Annotated in this window: 2 protein-coding genes; both read left to right on the forward strand. The window is 56.3% G+C overall.

The genetic code is table 11. The features are described from left to right. The first annotated feature begins 283 nt into the window (after nt 1-283). Nucleotides 284-490 (forward strand): cold-shock protein, encoded by a 207-nt coding sequence (locus QJT78_RS51295; RefSeq protein ID WP_038946029.1) that lies wholly within the window; start codon nt 284-286, stop codon nt 488-490. Between the two features lie 505 nt (nt 491-995). After that, nucleotides 996-1,193, forward strand: a complete 198-nt coding sequence (locus tag QJT78_RS51300) for a hypothetical protein (RefSeq protein WP_155258282.1) — start codon at nt 996-998, stop codon at nt 1,191-1,193. Nucleotides 1,194-1,376: the final 183 nt, after the last annotated feature.

Consider the following 1,376-nt stretch of genomic DNA (forward strand, 5'->3'; position numbering starts at 1 on the left):
GTCGTCAGGCGGTGAAAAGCCGAAGGCAATCCTGTGCGCCTCGTCAGAGCAGATGTGCGGCCACATCAATCGGACTAGAAAAACGCACTCTCACGAATAGGACGGGCTAATCTCCCGTCGGCCGCGTACCGTAAGACTGGCGCGGGATCTGGCCGGTGATTTCCACGCCCCCTTGTCTGAGATGCGCCAACACTGCTCGACCTTCGCACGCTGCGTTTTTTTTGCTTGTCAGCCTCAAGACGGTCGACCTAGGCTATGCTCATTGTTCAACCGGGAGGCGGACGTGGCGACAGGTATTGTGAAGTGGTTTAACGCAACCAAGGGATTCGGTTTTATCCAGCCCGATGACGGCGGACAGGATGTTTTCGTGCATATTAGCGCGGTGGAGCGCGCCGGCTTATCGGGCTTGCCTGAGAGGCAGAAGGTCTCTTACGAAATCCAAGTTGATCGCAAGCGTGGCAAGAGCAGCGCGGAAAATCTTCGCGTCTAACGGCCGCCGCGACCATACCGCTATCACTGCACCTTTGGTCCGAGGTCTCTCAGGAGCGCGTGGAGAAAGTCACTGGCATGGTCGCGCCTTGCCATCTCTGATTTGACGGGCGCGCGGCTCTATTAAGCGGCCAACGGTTTTCGGAGCCGAGCAGCTCAACTCTGTCCGACCACTGCAGCAGCAAACTATCGGGAATGTCTTCCGCGGATCCGAATAGCTTTAGAAGGCAATGCTCGCCCTTGGGTTTATGGTCATGATGAGCCTTCGCCGCATAGAAAGCGAACAACCCGCGAAAGGCATCACGGGAAACGGCAGGTTTTCCCATCATAATGTCCTTGATTCTCAATGAGAGCAAGTCCGAATCGATCGTGCGGGAAAAACTAGCAAAACAATCCAATCTCGCACTGCACCCCATATAGAGTATAGGCCCGGCTTTCGGGAGTTCATTACGCTGATCAAGAGTGCGCTTAGATCGAACGCCGCAGGGTTTGCACCCTAGGGGCCGGTGAAAGTTGAAAAAAATGGTACAAGCTCCGGTGCCGAGGAGGATGGGGAGGTGGCTTACCGCTGCTCAGCAAGATCTGACAAATTTCGGGAAAAAGATGCAATTCTTACCCAGATGCTGCGCCTGATTGAAGCCTTCTCGAAAATTTCAGGCCAGGACGCGGCGCGCCGGGTGCGTAGCATCTGGACGACAGTATAGACTACAGAGTGGGCGGACAGGCCGATCCTTGGCCAGCGCCATCGTTCAAGCCAGTGTCTCTAGCGCCCGGCGCAAGAGCTATGGCGGAATCTGGGTGATGACGGTGTGAGGAAGGCGGCGTATCGAGGCGGGTGACGAGCCTGCCAGAACCTCTCGAGGAGAGCGATACGCCATGACCGAGAC

Source organism: Bradyrhizobium sp. Mp27, assembly GCF_029953005.1.
GTDB lineage: Bacteria > Pseudomonadota > Alphaproteobacteria > Rhizobiales > Xanthobacteraceae > Bradyrhizobium > Bradyrhizobium barranii.